This is a genomic window from Streptomyces sp. WAC 01529 (genome assembly GCF_003945545.1).
Taxonomy (GTDB): domain Bacteria; phylum Actinomycetota; class Actinomycetes; order Streptomycetales; family Streptomycetaceae; genus Streptomyces; species Streptomyces anatolicus.
Genome location: NZ_CP029617.1, coordinates 1,750,911 through 1,768,583, shown reverse-complemented (window position 1 = coordinate 1,768,583; position 17,673 = coordinate 1,750,911). Strand labels below are relative to the sequence as shown.

At 72.7% G+C, this 17,673-nt stretch carries 13 protein-coding genes and 1 pseudogene; 4 read left to right on the top strand and 10 right to left on the bottom strand.

Annotation, left to right across the window (positions count from 1 at the left end; genetic code table 11):
• Positions 1-5: 5 nt before the first annotated feature.
• The 4 genes and pseudogenes from ectB to DMA15_RS07965 all read right to left on the bottom strand — a co-directional run bounded on the left by ectB (position 6) and on the right by DMA15_RS07965 (position 4,065).
• Positions 6-1,277 carry a diaminobutyrate--2-oxoglutarate transaminase gene (gene ectB / locus DMA15_RS07980; protein ID WP_125511960.1) on the bottom strand — a complete coding sequence of 424 codons (1,272 nt, stop codon included), beginning with the start codon at positions 1,275-1,277 and terminating at the stop codon, positions 6-8.
• Between the two features lie 77 nt (positions 1,278-1,354).
• Positions 1,355-1,906: a diaminobutyrate acetyltransferase gene (gene ectA / locus DMA15_RS07975; protein WP_125511958.1), complete on the bottom strand. Its 552-nt coding sequence runs from the start codon at positions 1,904-1,906 to the stop codon at positions 1,355-1,357.
• Positions 1,907-2,282: 376 nt separating this feature from the next.
• Positions 2,283-2,733, bottom strand: a pseudogene (locus DMA15_RS07970) (DinB family protein).
• 231 nt (positions 2,734-2,964) lie between these two features.
• Positions 2,965-4,065: an aminotransferase class V-fold PLP-dependent enzyme gene (locus tag DMA15_RS07965; protein WP_240660173.1), complete on the bottom strand. Its 1,101-nt coding sequence runs from the start codon at positions 4,063-4,065 to the stop codon at positions 2,965-2,967.
• A gap of 177 nt (positions 4,066-4,242) precedes the next feature.
• Between DMA15_RS07965 and DMA15_RS07960 the strand changes: the two genes are divergently transcribed.
• Positions 4,243-5,337, top strand: a complete 1,095-nt coding sequence (locus DMA15_RS07960) for an amidohydrolase family protein (protein WP_125511954.1) — start codon at positions 4,243-4,245, stop codon at positions 5,335-5,337.
• A gap of 263 nt (positions 5,338-5,600) precedes the next feature.
• Entirely contained in the window at positions 5,601-6,539 is a 939-nt protein-coding gene (locus DMA15_RS07955) for an SCO1860 family LAETG-anchored protein (protein ID WP_125511952.1), read from the top strand.
• A gap of 94 nt (positions 6,540-6,633) precedes the next feature.
• Here the strand turns inward: DMA15_RS07955 and DMA15_RS07950 are convergent, their stop codons facing one another.
• Entirely contained in the window at positions 6,634-7,128 is a 495-nt protein-coding gene (locus DMA15_RS07950; protein ID WP_125511950.1) for a GNAT family N-acetyltransferase, read from the bottom strand.
• A 70-nt stretch (positions 7,129-7,198) separates the two neighbouring features.
• Complete coding sequence (locus tag DMA15_RS07945; protein WP_125511948.1) at positions 7,199-9,118, bottom strand: NAD-binding protein; 1,920 nt, start codon at positions 9,116-9,118, stop codon at positions 7,199-7,201.
• 145 nt (positions 9,119-9,263) lie between these two features.
• On the opposite strand from DMA15_RS07945, the gene DMA15_RS07940 reads away from it, so the two are divergent.
• Positions 9,264-11,270 carry an NAD(P)/FAD-dependent oxidoreductase gene (locus tag DMA15_RS07940; RefSeq protein WP_125511946.1) on the top strand — a complete coding sequence of 669 codons (2,007 nt, stop codon included), beginning with the start codon at positions 9,264-9,266 and terminating at the stop codon, positions 11,268-11,270.
• On the opposite strand, the gene cobC is transcribed toward DMA15_RS07940, so the two are convergent.
• Positions 11,267-12,763, bottom strand: coding sequence for an Rv2231c family pyridoxal phosphate-dependent protein CobC (cobC, locus tag DMA15_RS07935; protein ID WP_125511945.1), 1,497 nt, complete (start codon positions 12,761-12,763; stop codon positions 11,267-11,269). The genes DMA15_RS07940 and cobC overlap by 4 nt on opposite strands.
• A gap of 81 nt (positions 12,764-12,844) precedes the next feature.
• Here cobC and DMA15_RS07930 point away from each other — a divergent pair, with 81 nt between their 5' ends.
• Positions 12,845-13,576 (top strand): ZIP family metal transporter, encoded by a 732-nt coding sequence (locus tag DMA15_RS07930; RefSeq protein ID WP_125511943.1) that lies wholly within the window; start codon positions 12,845-12,847, stop codon positions 13,574-13,576.
• A 26-nt stretch (positions 13,577-13,602) separates the two neighbouring features.
• Here DMA15_RS07930 and DMA15_RS07925 read toward each other — a convergent pair whose 3' ends face one another.
• Genes DMA15_RS07925 through DMA15_RS07915 form a run of 3 tightly spaced genes read right to left on the bottom strand, consistent with a single transcriptional unit; the run spans position 13,603 to position 17,671 of the window.
• Positions 13,603-15,009, bottom strand: a complete 1,407-nt coding sequence (locus tag DMA15_RS07925; protein ID WP_125511942.1) for a cobyrinate a,c-diamide synthase — start codon at positions 15,007-15,009, stop codon at positions 13,603-13,605.
• Positions 15,003-15,611: a cob(I)yrinic acid a,c-diamide adenosyltransferase gene (gene cobO, locus DMA15_RS07920; RefSeq protein ID WP_125511940.1), complete on the bottom strand. Its 609-nt coding sequence runs from the start codon at positions 15,609-15,611 to the stop codon at positions 15,003-15,005. The genes DMA15_RS07925 and cobO overlap by 7 nt, the downstream gene beginning before the upstream one ends.
• A complete protein-coding gene (locus DMA15_RS07915; protein WP_125511939.1) occupies positions 15,611-17,671 on the bottom strand; it encodes a putative cobaltochelatase in 2,061 nt (686 codons plus the stop codon). Before DMA15_RS07915 ends, cobO begins: the two co-directional genes overlap by 1 nt.
• Between the last annotated feature and the right edge of the window lie 2 nt (positions 17,672-17,673).

Here is a 17,673-nt window from a genome sequence, read left to right as displayed (position 1 = left end):
CTCGCTCAGGCGGTCTCGCGTACCGCGCGGGCCAGCGTGCGCAGCCCCTCGTCCAGCTCGTCGGGGGTGATCGTCAGCGCCGGGAGGAGCTTGACGACCTCGCCCTCGGGGCCGGAGGTCTCGATCAGCAGGCCCAGTTCGAAGGCCCGCTTCGCCACGGCGCTCGCGCGGTCCTTGTCGAGGAACTCGATGCCCCAGACCAGACCGCGGCCGCGGAACTCCTTGATCTCGGCGCGGTTCTCGTCGACGATCGCGCTCAGCGCCTGCTCGACCTGCTCGCCGCGGGCGCGGGTCTGCTTCTCCATCGCCGAACCGTCGGTCCAGTACGTCTCCAGGGCGGCGGCGGCCGTGACGAACGCCGGGTTGTTGCCGCGGAAGGTGCCGTTGTGCTCGCCCGGCTCCCACACGTCCAGCTCCGGCTTGAACAGGCAGAGCGACATGGGCATGCCGTAGCCGCTGATGGACTTCGACACCGTCACGATGTCCGGCGTGATGCCCGCCTCCTCGAAGGAGAAGAAGGCGCCGGTGCGGCCGCAGCCCATCTGGATGTCGTCGACGATCAGGAGCATGTCCCAGCGCTCGCACACGTCGGCGAGCTTGCGCAGCCACTCGGTGCGGGCGACGTTGATGCCGCCCTCGCCCTGCACCGTCTCGACGATCACGGCGGCGGGCTGGTTGAGGCCGGAGCCCTGGTCCTCCAGGAGCCGCTCGAACCAGATGAAGTCGGGCGTCTGACCGTCCAGGTAGTTGTCGAACGGCATCGGCGTGCCGTGCACCAGCGGTATACCGGCGCCCGCCCGCTTGAAGGCGTTGCCGGTCACGGCGAGCGAGCCGAGCGACATGCCGTGGAAGGCGTTGGTGAACGACACGATCGACTCGCGGCCCTTGACCTTGCGGGCCAGCTTCAGCGCCGACTCCACGGCGTTGGTGCCCGTCGGGCCCGGGAACATGACCTTGTACGGCAGGTCGCGCGGGCGCAGGATGATGTTCTGGAACGACTCCAGGAAGGCGCGCTTGGCGGTCGTCGACATGTCGAGACCGTGCACGACGCCGTCGCGCTCCAGGTAGTCGATGAGCGCGCGTTTGAGGACCGGGTTGTTGTGGCCGTAGTTGAGTGAGCCGGCCCCGGCGAAGAAGTCGAGGTACTCGTGGCCGTCCTCGTCGAACATGCGGCTGCCCTGCGCGCGGTCGAAGACCGTAGGCCAACCGCGGCAGTAGCTGCGCACCTCCGACTCCAGGGTCTCGAAGACGCTCAGGTCGGGCTGGGTGATGGTCACAGCGGATCTCCTGGGAGATGGAAAGTCGTGGGAGGTGTAGGGGAGTTACGGGTGTGGCTGGGGGAAGCGAGGGCGGCTCAGGGGCCGAGTGGACCGATGCGGTACAGCACCTCGGGCTCGTGGCCGTCGTCGGGGAAGAGCCCGGCGTCGAACAGGACCCTGCGCTCCACCGACGCGCCGTGTCGACGCGCGTAGGAGAGGAAGAGCCGCTCGGACGCCGTGTTCGAGGGCGCGATCGTCGTCTCGATCGTGCTCAGCGCGCGGCCCGCGGCGACCTTCGCGGTCAGCCCGTCGAGCAGGGCGCCGGCCAGACCGCGGCCGCGCTGATCGTGGTCGACGGCGACCTGCCAGACCATCAGGGTGTCGGGGCGCTCGGGCCGGATGTAGCCGGTGATGAACCCGACCGCCTCGCCGGCGGCGTCCCGGGCCACGACGGACGTGGCCGCGAAGTCGCGGCACCACAGCAGGTAGCTGTAGGAGGAGTTGAGGTCCAGCACCTTGGAGTCGCGGGCGATCCGCCAGATGGCGGCGCCGTCGGCGACAGCGGGACTGTCGAGTCGCAGTCCCTCGGGCATTTTCGGGAATTTCGCTTGCAGGTCGGTCGGTAGATCGGCTTGTGCAGCGGTCATGCGGATTGAATTTACCGAGCAATTTCTGGAATTGCATCGAGGGAAGGGGTTCCGCAAGTGCGCTTCATGTGTTATCGCGCGTGGGTGTGCGCACGCGTGAGATCTCCGCGATTTGTGGCGATTTGACCGGGTCATATGCCCGCGAAAAGGGCGCGATGTGGAGTGTGTCACACCGATGTAACCTGCATGAGACGCGTCCGAATTACGCCGATTGGCGCTGACGAAACCTTAGTGTTTAGGATGCCGGAAAGCGGGCAGAAGAATACGGGAAGCTGTGCTGATAAAGAATTCGTGAGAATGCGCGGATGAATAGGCGGACGGATAGACGGAAGATGCGTGACCGGTGCCGGAAAGGCGCGCCCGATTCATGTTCCTCTCACTTTCCCGTCACGCCGTCGATGCGTTCGCGCAGGAGATCCGCGTGGCCGTTGTGGCGTGCGTACTCCTCGATGAGGTGGATCAGGACCCAGCGGAGGCTGACCTCGGCCTCGCCGCCCACGACGGCCGCCTCCCCGGACCCGAGCCGGCCCGTCTCGTCCGGCGCGCGCCCCTCGCATATCTTCCGGTTGACGGCGACCTCGCCCTCCCACACCGCGCACCTCGGCGAACGTCCGGTCGCGGTCCGGAGTGAACCCGCCGTCCGGCGACTTCTCGAAGATCGGGGGCACGTCCCGCTGGTCGAAGATCCGCTGGATCCAGTTCCGTTCCACCTCGGCGAGGTGCTGCACAAGACCGAACAGGGAGAGCGAGGACGGCTCCACGGACGTGCGCAGCGCCTGCTCGTCGTCGAGCCCCGAGCACTTGAGGGCGAGCGTGGCCCGGTGCATGTCCAGCCAACTGGCCAGCATGGTGGGCTCGTCGGCGGTCAGGGGCGGGATGCGGCGGCCGTCGGGGAGAGTGCTCATGAGGGGCACGTTGCCATGGCGGGGCGCCTCGGCGAAAGGGTGGACTTTCGGCCCCGGGCCGCCCCGCCCCGATCGCCCGCCGACTCCGGGCGCCGATTGTCCGCCGACTCCAGGCGTCCGAGCGGCCGCTAGCTCCGGGCGTCCGAGCGGCCGCTAGCTCCAGGTGGCCGTCACCGCGCGGCGGGCCGCCTCCAGGTCGACCGTCAGGCCCGACTCGGTCAGCGCGGCGCCGAGGGCCGCGAGGCAGGCGTGGACGACACCCCGGGTGGCGTCCGGGCCGTAGTGGTTGACCCGGATCATCTCCTTGGCCAGCGCCCCGCCCCCGGCGACCAGCGGAAGCACCGGGTCCGCGGCGAGCGCCCTGGCGACGAGCTCCGAGGCGTCCGCGCCCGAGGGCACGCGCAGGGTGGTGGCGACGGGGGCCGCGTCCCGGGCCTCGTACACGTACGGCTCCAGGCCCCCGCCGAGCGCGAGCGCCCCCGCGCGCGTGGCGGCGGCGGCCGTGGCGTGGCGGGCCATCAGGGCGTCCAGGCCCTCCGTCTCGATGCGCTCCACGCACGCCTCCAGGGCCAGCATCTCCAGCTGGGCAGGCGCGTGCAGCAGGGCCTTGCGGCCGCCGTCGATCCAGCGCTCCTTCCAGTCGAGGAGGGAGAGATAGGAGCGGCGGGGCGCCTGCGGGTTGGCGGCGATCCGCTGCCACGCCCGCTCGCTCACCGACACCGCGGAGACGCCCGCCGGACCGCCCATCGCCTTCTGCGCGCCGATCACGCACAGGTCCACGCCCCACGCGTCGGGCAGCAGCGGCTCGGCGCCCACCGAGGCGACCGCGTCCAGCATGAACAGGGCGCCGTGCTCCCGCACGACCTCGCCGATCTCCGCGACCGGATTGGTGTTGCCGGTGGCGGCCTCGGCGTGCACAAGCGAGACGAAGTCGATCTCCGGGTGCTCGGCGAAGGCCTGGCGCACCTGGTCGGCGGTGACGGCCGTGTGGAAGGGCACGGCGAGGTCGACGACGTCGGCGCCGCAGTCCCGCAGCCAGTCGCCGAAGGTCTGCCCGTACGGCCCGGTGATCACGTTCAGCGCGGTCGTACCGGGCCGCGCGGCGCCCCGGATGCACCCCTCCAGGGGCAGCAGGGCCTCACCCTGCATGATCACGACGTCCTGCTCGGTGTCGAGCAGACGGGCCACCCGCGCCTCAATGGCGGCGAAGTGCTGGGCGCTCAGCGGCGCCAGGTCCAGAAAGGGGTGCGTCACAGTACTGCTCACGTCACTGCTCACTTCGCTCACGAGTTCGTCCGGGCTGCGGGTACGAGCGTACCGAGCACCCGGTGACGGGCCTGCCCAGTGCCCTCACCGGCCGTCTCCCGCGCCTTCACGGGCCGTTCCCGGCGCCCCGTACCGCCCGCCCGGAGCGCCTCCTAAGCTGCTGCCATGAGCGATCACGCGGTGCTGCACGTGAAGGGGCGGGTGCTCGTCGGGCCCGATGACGTACGGGACGAACTGTGGGTCGTCGGGGGGAGGGTGACGTACGACCGCCCGGTGACGCCCGCGACGGAGACCGTCGCCGTCGCGGGCTGGGCGCTGCCCGGCCTGGTCGACGCGCACTGTCACGTCGGTCTCGACGCCCACGGGCCCGTGGACGCCGACACGGCCGAGAAGCAGGCCCTGACCGACCGTGAGATCGGCGCCCTCCTCATCCGTGACGCGGGCTCGCCGTCCGACACCCGCTGGATCGACGACCGCGAGGACTTGCCGAAGATCATCCGGGCGGGCCGCCACATCGCGCGCACGCGCCGCTACATCCGCAACTACGCCCATGAGATCGAACCCGAGGACCTCGTCGCGTACGTGGCACAGGAGGCCCGGCGCGGCGACGGCTGGGTCAAGCTCGTCGGCGACTGGATCGACCGCGAGGCCGGTGACCTGACCGCCTGCTGGCCACGGGACGCGGTGGAGGCGGCGATCGCCGAGGCGCACCGCCTGGGCGCCCGCGTCACCGCCCACTGCTTCGCCGAGGACTCCCTGCGGGACCTGGTCGAGGCGGGCATCGACTGCATCGAACACGCCACGGGCCTCACCGAGGACACCATCCCGCTCTTCGCCGAGCGGGGGGTCGCCATCGTCCCGACGCTGGTCAACATCGCCACGTTCCCGGACCTCGCGGCGGGCGGCGAGAAGAAGTTCCCCCGCTGGTCGGCGCATATGCGCAGGCTCTACGACCGCCGCTACGACACGGTGCGGGCCGCCTACGACGCGGGCGTCCCGGTCTTCGCGGGCACCGACGCGGGCGGCTCCCTGCCGCACGGCCTGGTCGCCGCCGAGGTCGCCGAGCTGACCCGCGCGGGCATCCCGCCGGTGGCCGCGCTCTCCGCGACGACCTGGGGAGCGCGCGAGTGGCTCGGCCGCCCCGGCCTGACGGAGGGCGCCCCGGCGGACCTCGTGGTGTACGAGGCGGACCCCCGCCAGGACGTACGGGTACTTGCCGCGCCGCGGCGGGTGGTGCTGGCGGGGAGGGTGGTGGGGTAGCGCTTCGGGGTCAACCACTGTGCCGGAGACGGCAGTTGTTCGGGTGAAGTGAGGGAACGCGCGTGCCAGGAGATTCGAAAGCAAGGTCGAAAACCTCCCTTACGAGTGAACTCACGCCTCGCTGCTGACTGTTCACTCTAAGTGCGTAAAGATTCCCGCGTCGTCCTCCGCCGATGGAGGGCGACGCCCTCGGCGCGTACGCGATGTCCCCATGTGGCGTGCGCCTGCCGACGGCCCGTTTCTCCTGTGGGGGTTCCACCACCTTGAACAGCAACACCTTCCGCATGCCCGCCCGCCGCCGCCGTCTCGCCGTCGTGGCGACCGCCACCGCCCTCGCCGCAGGTCCCACGGCGCTCGCGGGTGCGGGGTCCGCGCAGGCCACGGGCGGCGAGAACGACCGCGGCGGCCGCGCGGACGCCGTCGTACTGCGGACCGGGCTCGACGTCTCCCTGCTCAACAAGACCGTGAACGTCCCGCTCAAGGTCTCCCTCAACGAGGTGCAGGCGCCCGCGAGCGCCGAGAAGACCGCGCTGACCGCCCGGCTGGACGGGGTCAACGGCGGGCAGCCGTTCAGCGTGCTGCGCGCGGACGTGGCGAGCGCCAGGGCGACGGTGAAGGGCGGCAGGGCGGAGGGGTACAGCAACGTGGCGCGGGCCAAGATGCACGTCCCCGGGCTGCCGTTGCTCTCCCTCGTCGAGGTCGAGAAGGTCACGTCGAGGGCGGTCTGCGAGGCCGGGAAGCGGCCTGTCGCCGAGGCGAACGTGCTGGGCACGGTGACCGTCCTAGGCAAGAAGGTGACGCTGACGGCCGGGGGGACGTCCGAGGTGAAGGTGCCGGGCGTCGGGGAGGTGCGGCTCGACCTGTCGAAGAGGAGTACGACCTCGCGTACGGCTGCGGCGACGGCGCTGGAGCTGAAGGTCTCGGTGAACCCCTTGAAGCTGAACGTCGCCGAGGTGGAGGGGACGGTGACGTTGGCGGGGGCCGGCTGCCAGTCGCCGAGGGCGGAGCGCGAGCGTGAGCGGGAGGGTGGCGGCACGAAGCCCCAGGGGAAACCGGCGAAGCCGGTCGGCTCCAAGGGCACGGAGGCGAACCTCGCGGAGACCGGGGGGAGTTCGATGACGCCGTATGTCACGGGCGGGGCGGTGGTGCTGCTGATCGCGGGCGGTGGCGCGGTGGCGATGGCCCGCCGTAGCCGGGGCTGACCGCCTTCGGCGGGGGAGGGGGAGGGCTGTGCCCCGCCTGCATCCAGTAGGCGGGGCCGGTCACACCCCCGGGATCACGCTCTCCGATACCTGTTCAAGCGAGCGTGCTGAAAGAGATCCAGGCGTCCGGCGGCAGATCCGGCCGCTGCGGCACCGGCCTGTGCTCCTCGGTCCACTCCCCGCACGCGGCCTTCGCGGCGACGCGGCGCCAGAAGCGGGCCGCGGCCGTGTTGGCGTCCTGGAACGCGATCTCCCACCGCCCCGGGTGCTTGGCCAGGACCTCCTGGGCCGCCTGTAGCCCGATGCCTCTCCTGCGCGCCCCGCGGACGACGAAGAAGCTGTTCAGGACGCGCGTCGGACCGCTCACGCCGCGGACCAGCGCGAGCCCCGCGGGGCGGTCGCCGCTCATCAGCAGGTACGGCGCCCAGTCGGCGTCGGCCAGGGCCGCCCGAAGCCATTCGTCGCGAAAGCTCCCGTCCGGGTTGGGCAGCCTGCCGTCGACCTCGGACATGTCATGACGGAACATCAGCCACAGCCGCTCCAATATGAGATGGTCGGCAGCGCTCGCGAGGCGCACGACGTCGGACATGGGACTCCTTCGCAGGGACTGGTCGAAGCGGGGCGCGCCCGGACGACCGGCCGGGTACCTGGAAGTCATCTCATTCGGCTGACCCGCTCGTCCAGTCCCTGCCGATCACCACGACTTCGTCCCCGGCCCTCCAGCATCGCCGCTCGGCCTTGGGCGGGTTGATCCGCACGCCGTAGCCGGGACTCGTCGACGTGTCGTCGTGCATCCGGTAACCGATGGCGCATTCGTGGCGCCGACGCGCCGCGGCGACGACCGTGGCGAAGGACGTCTCGCTCCCGGGCAGTACGTAGTCCGTGGCCGGCCGCAGGCGGACCCCGGTGCCGTCGGCGGAGAACAGTTCCTCGAACACCGCTGCCAGGTGCCGGTTCTGGGAGATCTGCGCCATGAGCAGGCCGATGAACTTGCCGCTGATGATCACATCGGCCCCGGGACCGAGGGGGGCCAGCGCCCGGTTGCGGTCGTCGATCAGCTCGGTGACGACCGGCAGTTCGCGCCCGGTCGTCTCCTCCAGCCGGCGCAGCAGCAGGAGGGTGACGAGCGTGCGGTTGTCGGGGTCGTCCGGCGACTGCCCGGGAACGGGGTCCCGGCCGAGCACGATCACGCTGTCGTAGGAGTGGACGTCCAGACGTCGCAGGGTCTCGGGGCGGGTCACGTCACCGTGGTGCAGTGTCAGGCTCAGCTCGGCACCGCTGCCCGCCTCGGCCTCGGCCACCTCCCGGACCGTCGCCTCACCGTGGTCCGTCACCACGTCGACGACGGATCCCGGCCGGGAGCGGCGTCGCAACTGGTCGACCATGAGCGGCGCCCGGCGGTTCCAGCCCAGCAGAAGCACCCGCTCCGCTCGTACGGGCGTCGGAGGGCCGGCTGCCATCGCCGCCTCCTCGGCCAGCTCCGCGCAGTCGTCCAGCCAGACCGTGTCGTCGTCACGGGAGATGACGATGAGCAGGTCGTCCGGAGCGATGAGCGTCTCCGGCGGCGGGTTGAGCAGGGGCGTGTCGCCCCGCATCAGCCCGACGGCGCTTGACGTGGCGTAGGACAGCAGCGCGTCACCGAACGGGCGGCCGACCAGGTCCTGCTCGGTGACCAGGTAGAACTCGTCGCCCGCGAAGTCGAGGAGCTCCTGGTGGACGAGGGAGAGCCCGGGATGGCGCGCGGCCTGGACGATCAACCGGGCGGTGACGGTGTCGCTCTCCAGGATGACGCTGTCCGGCCCGGCGGCGAGTTGGGCGGCCAGGTGGTAGCCGTCGTCCCGGACGGCGGCGACCACGGCCGGGCGGGTGGCCGCCTCGGGCAGGGCCGCCCTGAGGGCAAGGAGTGTCTTGACCACCTCGGCGTCGGCGGCGGGCTCGTCGCGGGGCATGACCAGTACGACACCGGCCTCGCCCGGGTTCGCCAGGGGTAACACGGCGGGGTCGGTGGTGGGACCGCTCCGGCAGATCAGCCGCGTACGGCCGAAGTGGCCCACCTTCGTGCTCAGCGCCTCCTCCATCACGGTCTTGTCCCGGTCGGCCAGCACGACCACCGCCGCCCGCCGCTGGTTGGCGTTGGCGGCCACCAGCTCGCTCACCACGGTGAACACCTGCTCCGACCAGCCGAGGACCACGGCGTGCCCTTCTTCGAGCACGGTGGAACGGCCCCGGCGCAACGCGGTGAGCCGCTCCGTCAGCGCCGCCGTGATCAGGCCGACCAGGGCCGAGACGTACAGCAGGGTGACCAGCGCGAGCAGCACCGACAACGCCACCCGCAGCGGAGGGCCCGTCGCGCCGCCCAGTCGCAGCGTCTTCCCGGTGTGGCGCCACACCTGCACCAGCCGGTCCCCCAGGGACGCCGGCACGTCGGGGTCGGTCCAGGCGAGCACCGCGCTGGCCGGCAGGACGACGGCCAGGCACAGCAGCGCCATCCAGACGACGAGCACGGCGGCGCCACGGGCCAGCGTGCTGTCGAACCAGTACCGGATCCTGCCACCGAACAGTGTGCGCCGCTGGACCATGTTTCCCCTTCCCTCCCGCCTCTCCTATCGCACTGTCGGCGGCTTGATCGGCGCGGCAGACGGAGATCACGCGGCGTTCATCCCTTCGGGTTCCCCCGGCCCTTCACCGAGCTCTTCACGTCGGCGAACCTGTACAAAGACCGCCATGACTGAAGATCACCTGGTGGTGCGTCCAGACGGCGGCCTCTCCCGGCGGAGCTTCGCGGCGGCGGCCGGCACGGCCTCCGTGGCCACCGCCCTGTCCGTCGGCCCCGCCGCGGCCCGCCCCGCACCGGCCGTCAGGGAGGACAGCCGTGGCGCCGACTACGACCGGTGCCTGGCCGTCGCCCGCGCACTCCTCGTACTGGACTCCGACGACCGCCCCCTCGTCCCGCGCTATCAGAGCGTCCTCCAGAAGGGACTGCCGGCCCGGCGAGGGGCACGGCCGAAGAACGTCCTGGTCATCGGCGCAGGCCCGGCCGGTCTCGTGGCCGCCTGGCTGCTGAAGGAGGCCGGTCACCGCGTGACGGTCCTGGAGGCCAACGGCAACCGGGCGGGCGGACGGATCAAGACCTTCCGGCGCGGCGGCCACGAGAACGCCGAGCAGCCCTTCGCCGACCCCCGCCAGTACGCCGAAGCGGGCGCGATGCGCATCCCCGGCAGCCATCCCTTGGTGATGGAACTGATCGACCAGTTCGCCCTGAAGAAGCGGCGTTTCCACTACGTCGACGTCGACAGCGAGGGACGCCCCGCCCACCGCACCTGGATCCACGTCAACGGCATCCGTGTACGGCGTGCCGACTACGCACGCGCGCCCCGGCGCGTGAACCGCTCCTTCGGCGTCCCCCGCGCCCGCTGGGACACCCCCGCCGCCGCCATCCTGCGCTCCGTACTCGACCCGGTGCGCGACGAGTTCAGCTACCTCGACCACCACGGCCAACGGGTCGACAAGCCGCTGCCGGAGCGGCTGCGGGGCTGGACCCGGGTGGTGCGGCGGTTCGGTGACTGGTCGATGTTCCGCTTCCTCACCGAGCACGCCGGGCTCGACGAACGGACCATCGACCTGATCGGCACCTTGGAGAACCTCACCTCCCGCCTCCCGCTGTCCTTCATCCACAGCTTCACCGGCTCCTCCCTCATCAGCCCCAGCACGCCCTTCTACGAGCTGGAGGGCGGCACCGCCGTACTGCCGGACGCCCTGCTGGCACGCGTCCGCGAGAACGTGCGCTTCGACCGACGGGTCACGCGCATCCAGTACCACCACCCCGATCGCCCTTCGCCGGACGCCGAGCACGTCCGCGGCAAGGGCCCGCACGTATGGGTGGACACCGTGTCGGAGGGGCGCGGCCGCCCCGTCGTACGCGAGCAGTTCACCGCGGACGTCGCCCTGGTCACCGTGCCGTTCTCCGGGCTGCGCCATGTGCAGCTGACCCCGCCCCTGTCGTACGGCAAGCGCCGGGCGGTCGCCGAACTGCACTACGACAGCGCGACCAAGGTGCTGCTGGAGTTCAGCCGACGCTGGTGGGAGTGGGACGAGGCCGACTGGAAGCGGGAGCTGCGCGCCATCGACCCCGGTCTGTACGACGCCTACCGCACCGGCCGGGCGGCGGCGGACGGCAGCCTCCTCGGCGCCCACCCCTCCGTGCCCACCGGACACATCACGGCGGGCCAGCGCACCCACTACGCCGCCAACCGCGCGCTCGCACGCGAACAGCCGGAGGCGGTCGACGTCACGGGGGGCGGCTCGGTGTCGGACAACGCCAACCGGTTCATGTTCCACCCCTCCCACCGGATCCCGGGCAGCGCCGGAGGCGTGGTCCTGGCCTCCTACAGCTGGGCGGACGACGCGCTGCGCTGGGACTCACTGGACGACGAGGCGCGCTACCCGCACGCTCTCTGCGGCCTCCAGCAGGTCTACGGCCAGCGCGTCGAGGTCTTCTACACGGGCGCGGGCCGCACACAGAGCTGGCTGCGCGACCCCTACGCCTACGGGGAGGCGTCCGTGCTCCTGCCCGGCCAGCACACCGAGCTACTGCCCGCCATCCCCGAGGCCGAAGGTCCCCTGCACTTCGCCGGGGACCACACGTCCGTCAAACCCGCGTGGATCGAAGGAGCCGTGGAGTCCGCCGTGCGGACGGCCCTGGAGATCCACACCGGAGGAGACGGCCGCTAAGAGACCGGCGCCGCGCCCGACGGCGCGCCCGGCGCCCCGCCCAGCGCCGCCGCCAGCGTCGCGAGGAAGCGGTCCGACGTGGCGCGGTCCCTGACCGCGAGGCGGATCCAGTCGGGCCCCAGGCCGGGGAACGTATCGCCCCGCCGCACGGCGAAGCCCCGGCCCCGCAGCCGCGCCCGTACTCCCAGCGCGCCGGGCACGCGGACGAGTACGAAAGGACCCTCCGCGGGCCCCACCGCACAGACCCCGAAGGGGGCCAACTCCGCGAGGCCCGCGAGGAGATGCGCCCGGTCCGCCGCGACGCGGTGCGCGGCGTGGCCGGCCTCCGCCAGCGCCCGCGGGGCCACACACGCCCGCGCCGCCACCAGCGCCGGAGTGGAGACCGGCCACAGCGGCTGCGCCTGCGCGAGCGCGGAGATCACGTCGGGGGAGGCGAGGACGTAACCGATCCGGAGCCCGGCCAGGCCCCACGTCTTCGTCAGACTGCGCAGCACGACGAGACCGGGCACGTCCGTACGGCCCGCCAGCGCCTCCCGCTCACCGGGCACCGCGTCCATGAACGCCTCGTCCACCACCAGGATCCGTCCGGGCCGGGCCAGCGCGGCGATCGACGCCGCCGGGTGGAGGACGGACGTCGGGTTCGTCGGGTTGCCGATGACCACGAGGTCGGCCTCCTCGGGGATCACCGCCGGTCCCTCCAGACGGAACCCGTTCTCCTCCCGCAGCAGCACCCGCCCCACCTCGTGCCCCGCGTCCCGCAAAGCCGCCTCGGGCTCGGTGAACTGCGGGTGCACGACGACGGGGTGACGGACCTTCAGGGCCCGCGCGAGGAGGACGAACGCCTCCGCCGCGCCCGAGGTGAGCAGCACCCGGTCCGGGGTCAGGCCGTGCCGCGCCGCCACCGCCTCCCGTGCCGCGCGCCCGTCCGGATACGCCGCCAAGCCGTCCAGTGACGCGGCGATGACCTCCTTCAGCCACGCCGGGGGAGTGTCGGCCCGTACGTTCACCGCCAGGTCGGTGAGGTCCGCGCCGTCGTCACGTACCTCCGCGTCGCCGTGGTGGCGCAGGTCGTGGCCGGTGCCGGGCCCCCCGGAGGCGCCGTCGCGGCGCGCCACCGCGCACGTCGCCATCGGCGGGCGCCCCACCGGCGCCGACTTGCGCTTGGGGACGAGGAGTTCGCCGCCGCCCCGCAGCGCCGCCGCCTCCGCCACCGACGGCGTCCCCACGGCCGCACTGGACCGCGCCGAGGGGTTCGGAACCGTCACCTCCGCCAGCTCGGCCGCCGAGTACGCCACGAGCGGCACCCCGAGCCGCGCCGCCGTCCCGACGATCCCCGGCTCCTCGGCCTTCACGTCGACCGTCGCCAGCTCGGCGACCGCCCCTTCGGGGAAGCCGGCCTCGCCGACCGCGTCCCGTACGAGCCCGAGCACCTCCTCCAGGGAGGCGCCCTCGCAGGCGCCGACGCCCACGACGAGAACCTGGGCGTCAGCCATGGAGGGGTCCTTTCCTAGGAGGTGAGGGGACACGGGGTGAGGGATGTGCGCGAAGCGGGGTCAATCGGCTAGCAAGGGCCCATGGCGGTGTTCGTGGCGCTCGGCGCCTTCCTCATGACCCTGGTGGGCGGCTGGACGGCCCAGCGGGTCACCGACCGGCGCCACCTCGTGCTGGGGCTCGCGGGCGGCCTGATGCTCGGCGTGGTCGGCCTCGACCTGCTGCCCGAGGCGCTGGACGCCGCCGGTGAGCCGGTCTTCGGGGTACCGGCGGCGCTGCTCCTGTTCGTCGCCGGTTTCCTCGTCGCCCATCTGGTGGAACGCCTCCTCGCGGTCCGGCAGGCCGCGCACGGCGCCGCCGGGCACGGGAACGGCCGGGTCCCCCAGGTGGGCCTCACGGCGGCCGCGGCGATGGTCGGGCACAGCGTCATGGACGGCGTCGCGATCGGCGCCGCCTTCCAGGTGGGCGGCGGCATGGGCGTGGCCGTGGCGCTCGCGGTCATCGCCCATGACTTCGCGGACGGCTTCAACACGTACACGCTCACCAGTCTGTACGGGAACGCCCGCCGCAAGGCCCTCGCGATGCTCTTCGCGGACGCGGTCGCCCCGGTGGTGGGCGCCGCGTCGACGCTGCTCCTCACCATCCCGGAGGGCCTGCTCGGCGGCTACCTCGGCTTCTTCGGCGGCGCGCTGCTGTACCTCGCGGCCGCCGAGATCCTGCCCGAGGCACACCACGACCACCCCGCCCGCTCGACGCTGCTGTGCACGGTGGCGGGCGTGGCGTTCATCTGGGCGGTGGTGGGCGTCGCCGAATGAGCGGCGGCGCGAGCCGCCCCGGGCGGTCACGGCGTACACCGGTCGACGAAGCGGCGTGCCACGTCCGGCCGCGCGGCCCAGTGCGTGTGCAGATAGCTGGCGTGGACGTTCCCCTGCACGAAGCCTTCGACGCGCCGCTCGGGGGCGTGCAGGCCCCACGCGGCGGCCGCCCCGGCGCCGGGCTCGACGACCGTGCGGTGGAACTCGTGGCCCCGCATCCGCGTCCCCGCCGCCGCGAGCACACTGTCCGAGACGGCGACCGCCTCGCGGTAGCCCAGCGTCAGCCGCTGCGACATGCGCGCCTGCGCGTCGAGGACCCCGCACATCGGCTTCCCGTCCAGCTCCCGGGCCAGATACAGCAGCCCCGCGCACTCGGCGGCGACGGGCGCCCCGGACTCCGCGAGCTGCGCCACGGCCTTGCGCAGCGGCTCGTTGGCGGACAGCTCGGGCGCGTACACCTCGGGGAACCCGCCCCCGATGACCAGCCCGGCGGTCCCCTCCGGCAGCTCCTCGTCGTGGAGCGGGTCGAACGGTACGACCTCGGCCCCGGCGGCGGCCAGCAGTTCGGCGTGCTCGGCATACGAGAACGTGAAGGCGGCCCCACCGGCGACGGCGACAACGGGTCGCCGCCTCCCGGGCCCGGCCGGGGAGAATCCAGCCCGTCCGGCGTTTGAGGACGAACCCGGCGAAGCCGGTGATGACCCGAGCCCCGACGCGGGGTCCCACGCCGCCCCCCGCAGGGACGGCGCGCTGCGTGCCAGTGCCAGCAGGGCGCCCAGGTCACACCCCTCCCGCACCTGCGAGGCGAGCGCCGCCACGGACTCCACCGCCTCCGCCCGCCGCTCGGCGACCGGCACCAGCCCCAAATGCCGCGAGGGAGCCCGCACTTGAGGCGCGCGGCGCAACGCCCCGAGCACCGGCACCCCGGACTCCTCCAACGCCTCCCGCAGAAGCGCCTCGTGCCGATCCGAGCCGACCTTGTTGAGGATGACGCCCGCGACCCGCACCTCCGGGTCCCACGAGGCGAAGCCGTGCACCAGCGCCGCCACCGAACGCGACTGCGACGACGCGTCGACGACCAGCACCACCGGCGCCCGCAACAACTTGGCGACATGCGCCGTGGATGCTAGTTCGCCCTGGCCCGCGGCCCCGTCGTACATCCCCATCACGCCCTCGATCACGGCGAGATCGCACCCGGCGGAGCCGTGCGCGAACAGCGGCTCTATCAGCTCGGGGCCGCACAGATACGCGTCGAGGTTGCGGCCGGGGCGGCCGGTCGCCAGCGCGTGGTAGCCGGGGTCGATGTAGTCCGGCCCGACCTTGTGCGGGGAGACGGCGAGCCCGGCCGCCGCGAAGGCGGCCATCAGGCCCGTCGCGACGGTCGTCTTGCCGCTGCCCGACGACGGCGCCGCGATGACGAGACGAGCTACCACTCGATGCCCCTCTGCCCCTTCTGCCCGGCGTCCATCGGGTGCTTGACCTTCGACATGTCGGTGACGAGATCCGCGAAGTCGATCAGCTTCTGCGGGGCGTTGCGCCCGGTGATGACGACATGCTGCGTGCCGGGCCGGTCGCGCAGCACCTCCACGACCTCGTCCGTGTCGATCCAGCCCCAGTGCATCGGATAGGCGAACTCATCGAGGACGTACAGCTTGTACGTCTCCTCGGCGAGGTCCCGCTTGACCTGCTCCCAGCCCTCGCGGGCCTTGTCCTCGTTGGTCAGCTCGCCCTCGGCGGGGGCGCGCTGGATCCACGACCAGCCCTCGCCCATCTTGTGCCAGGCGACGCTCCCGCCCTCACCGGAGGCGCCGAGCACCTTCAGCGCGTTCTCCTCGCCGACCTTCCACTTCGCCGACTTCACGAACTGGAAGACACCGATCGGCCACCCCTGATTCCAGGCCCGCAGCGCGAGTCCGAACGCGGCGGTCGACTTGCCCTTGCCGACGCCCGTGTGGACGAAGACGAGCGGGCGGTTGCGGCGCTGGCGCGTCGTGAGTCCGTCGTCCGGCACGACGCTCGGCTGTCCCTGCGGCATTAAGCGGCCCTCCTGGAAGGCGAGTTCATTCCCTGTACGTTCTTGACGAGACCGGCGATCGAATCCGCCCGCAGCTCGTCCAGCGTCACGGCCGTCCCGCCGAGCTCGCCCGCCAACTGCCCGGCCAGACCCAGCCGTACGTAACCCGACTCGCAGTCCACGACCACCGAGGCGACACCCTCGGCGGCGAACAGCCGCGCCGCGCGCCCCGCCTGCGCCACCGGCTCCACGCCGCCCGTGGCGCGCCCGTCCGTCACCACGACCACCAGCGGCCGCCGCGCCGCGTCCCGCAGCCGCTCGACGCGCAGCACGTCGTGCGCCTTCAGCAGGCCCGCCGCCAGCGGGGTGCGCCCGCCCGTCGGCAGCGATTCCAGCCGGGCCGCCGCCGCGTCCACCGACGACGTCGGCGGCAGCGCGACCTCGGCGTCCTTGCCCCGGAACGTCACGAGCCCCACCTTGTCGCGCCGCTGGTAGGCGTCGAGGAGGAGGGAGAGCACGGCGCCCTTGACGGCGCTCATCCGCTGCCGCGCCGCCATCGACCCGGAGGCGTCCACGACGAAGAGCACGAGGTTGCCCTCGCGGCCCTCCCGCGTCGCCTGCCGCAGATCGTCACGGCGTACGACAAGGCCGGTACCGGAACGGCCCCTGGCCTTCTGGTGCGGCGCGGCCGCCTGCACCGTCGCCGCCAGGTGCAGCTTGGTCAGCGTGCCCTTCGGCCGCCGCGAACCCGTCGTACGGCCGTGCTCGGTACGGGCGCGGGAGCGCCGCCCCGCCGCGCCCTCGCCGATGCCGGGCACGCTCAGCATCTTCGTGCGGAAGGGCTCGGCGGCGCGTACGGGCTGCTGCTCGCCGGCTCCGGGGCCGGCGGTCGGGGCCGGTTCCTGAGGGGCCGCCGGTGCCTCGTCGGAGTCGGGGCCCTGCTGCTGGGAGGGGAGTTCCGGGGCGTCGGGGCCGCCGCCCTCCGGGGGCTGCCCGCCACCGTCACCGGGACCACTCCCGTCGGGGCCGCCCCCGTCGGGATCGTCCTCAGGCGGCTCGGGCGCCTCGTTTTCCCGTGCCTCCTCCAGCGTCTCGTCGAGCTTGTCCTCGTCGAGTCCCGGCGCGTCGAAGGGGTTGCGGCGCCTGCGGTGCGGCAGCGCGAGCAGCGCGGCCTGCCGCACGTCCTCGCTCTCCACGTCCGTACGCCCCGCCCAGGCGGCCAGCGCCGTCGCCGTGCGCGCCATCACGATGTCCGCGCGCATCCCGTCGACCTCGAAGGCCGCGCAGGTCGCCGCGATCTGCCGCAACGCCCCGTCGCCGAGGGTGACTTGGGGCAGGAGCGCGCGGGCCGCCACGACCCGCTCCCGCAGCGCGGTCTCGTCCTCGGCCCAGCGCTCGGCGAACCCCTCGGGGTCGTCGTCGTACGCCAGCCGCCGCCGCACGACCTCGACGCGCTGGTCCGTCTCGCGGGACGCCGCCACCTCGACGGTGAGGCCGAACCGGTCGAGCAACTGCGGCCGCAGCTCGCCCTCTTCGGGGTTCATCGTGCCGACGAGCAGGAAGCGGGCGGCGTGCCGCACGGACACGCCCTCGCGCTCGACGTACGAGGCGCCCATCGCGGCGGCGTCCAGGAGGAGGTCGACCAGGTGGTCGTGGAGGAGGTTGACCTCGTCGACGTAGAGGATGCCCCGGTGCGCGTCGGCGAGCAGTCCGGGCTCGAAGGCCTTGACGCCCTCCGCGAGCGCCCGCTCGATGTCGAGGGCGCCGACGAGGCGGTCCTCGGACGCGCCGACCGGCAGCTCCACCATCCGCGCGGGCCGCGCCGTGCCGCCGCCCGCCTCGTGCGGACCGTCGGGGCACTTCGGGTCAGGCGCGGCGGGGTCGCACGAGAAGCGGCACCCGGCGACGACAGGCACCTCGGGCAGCAGCGCCGAGAGGGCGCGTACGGCGGTGGACTTGGCGGTGCCCTTCTCACCCCGTACGAGTACGCCGCCGACGGCGGGCGAGACGGCGTTCAGCAAGAGCGCGAGCCGCAGGTCGTCCTGCCCGACGAGAGCGGTGAACGGGTACGGGGTACTCACAG